The 1944-nt window shown below is 33.9% G+C and carries 2 protein-coding genes; one reads left to right on the top strand and one right to left on the bottom strand.

Features of this window, described 5'->3' with window-relative positions; translation table 11 throughout:
- Window positions 1-52: 52 nt before the first annotated feature.
- Window positions 53-865 (bottom strand): YhgE/Pip domain-containing protein, encoded by an 813-nt coding sequence (locus tag EKM61_RS11785; protein WP_125636243.1) that lies wholly within the window; start codon window positions 863-865, stop codon window positions 53-55.
- 164 nt (window positions 866-1029) lie between these two features.
- Between EKM61_RS11785 and EKM61_RS11790 the strand changes: the two genes are divergently transcribed.
- On the top strand, window positions 1030-1578 hold the full coding sequence (locus tag EKM61_RS11790; protein WP_068377403.1) for a TetR family transcriptional regulator: 549 nt from the start codon (window positions 1030-1032) through the stop codon (window positions 1576-1578).
- The last annotated feature ends 366 nt before the right edge of the window (window positions 1579-1944 follow it).

The raw sequence follows: 1944 nt of genomic DNA on the forward strand, positions 1-1944 counted from the left end.
ACTACGCCATAGCAGCACGAGAATTGGTCCAAAATTGTGCGGTATGCCGATATTAAACCTCGTATGAATAATTCGGGATTGTTGTAGCATTTAAAAATTTTGAAGCACTTCTTTTTGTATGTTCGCGCCATAAAATAAGAGAGGGAATTAAAGCGCTAAACCACGCCAATGCCACTAGAAGCATGGGTGCTGTGCCATTAACCGTGTTCTTTTCAATTTTATTAGACTCATGAGTAGATACACTAATAGGGGTCGAAACCAAATCCCAAGATTTTGCGGATAAATTAATCTTATTTTTGCTAAGAACACTTTGTTGCTGTGCGCTAATTCGTGATGAAAGCGCATTTGCAATCTGAGGAAGTGCTTGGGATAGCAATTGCGATGCTTGAGCATTCATTCCTTGATTAATACTGATCTTAATCTGTGCAGGGTGAACGGGTTTCTGTGTAACAAATTTAGCTTGAAGCAATTGTGATTTTGCAGAATCTGGTAATTCCTCCTTTTTTTGAAGAGTAGTGAGCTTTTGGCTAATAATTTGGGCCTTTAGCGATTCATTTTGCTGCTGTAACTCTTTTGAAAATCCTGATCTAATAATGAAAGCCCCATAATACTTTTGATCATTAAAACCATCTTTTTGTGGAGATACCCATTTGATTTTTGAATCTTTTCCATTGAATTTCTTTCGCAACTTACTTTCAATTTTATTGCTGAGAGTTCCTTTGTCTTCGTTGACAAGTGCTACAGGAATTTGTTTTACTTTGACAGAGTTACGTATGCCAATTAAGGCAAATGAAACTATTCCAATAATTGCTCCAACAAGCAATAATGCTAACCAATATCTTTTACTACGAATTACATCGAACATCTGATATTCCTCCCTTTTAAGCTAAGTACTAATAATAGTGTACATTATTTTAGAAAGACATAGACAACTTTTTTTGAAACGTCACTTAGGCATACAAAATGTTATTTGTGTATACTTAAGTTACATATGGATCTATACTGATGTTTGGAGAAAAGGAGGAACTTATGACTGATTTAAGAAATAAGAGAACAGAAATGTTAATTGAAAATTCTTTTATACAATTAGTAAGACAACAGGGATTTAATAATGTATCGGTAATTGATATCTCTAATAAAGCCTTGATCAATCGTCAGACATTTTATAGTCACTATCAGGATAAGTATCACTTGGCCGCGAAAATGATTCAGGATTTTGTGTCGACTTATGATTCAGTATTGAAGAAAAGAAGTAATTTAAATAAACAAAATCAAAACTTTTTGAGCATTACATCCATATTGGCACCTGATATAAAAAATCTTTTAATCAAACAACGTGAAAAGATTTTAGCATTGCGCTCTATTCAATTGGATAGCAAAGATTTGAGTAGTGAGATAAAAAGGGTTTTAAGAAACAATCTTGTAAGTATGCTGGAGGAAAAACCTGATAAGTTTGAAATGTCATTATTAACTTCACTTATTCTGGGTAGTTTTAATTACCTAATTGATGAACAAGAATTGCCTGATACAAGTCAAATACAACATGCAATTACAGGAATCCTTTGTTTGCTAAGCTAAACCTGAATTATTCATATAAATCCCAAAATTTACGACAGTTACTGTAGTATCAACGTTGTCTAATGTTTTCACTTTTCACCTGTTGGGTGATAAAAAAAGAACCCCAATCTGTTAGATTGAAGTTACCACAACCATCAATCGAAGAGAGAGATTCCAATGTTTAGCGTTCCGAAAATTCATCTAGAAAGCAACCAGCAAGTGATTTTAACACATGATGATGGGCATTTATTGACATAAGAGCATTTAGGGAAAGTAGAATCTTTCTATTTTCAATAAGTTAACGTGACGGCCACTAGGGTATACCCTAGTGGCCTTTTTTATTTCTGTGCTATACTAGGAATTACAAGTGTTCATTAGAGCTGTCCA

Source organism: Loigolactobacillus backii, from assembly GCF_003946275.1.
Taxonomy (GTDB): domain Bacteria; phylum Bacillota; class Bacilli; order Lactobacillales; family Lactobacillaceae; genus Loigolactobacillus; species Loigolactobacillus backii.

Coding starts and splice junctions, on each gene's coding strand:
- EKM61_RS11785 (WP_125636243.1), bottom strand. CDS start 865: ATGTTCGATGTAATTCGTAGTAAAAGATATTGGTTAGCATTATTGCTT.
- EKM61_RS11790 (WP_068377403.1), top strand. CDS start 1,030: ATGACTGATTTAAGAAATAAGAGAACAGAAATGTTAATTGAAAATTCT.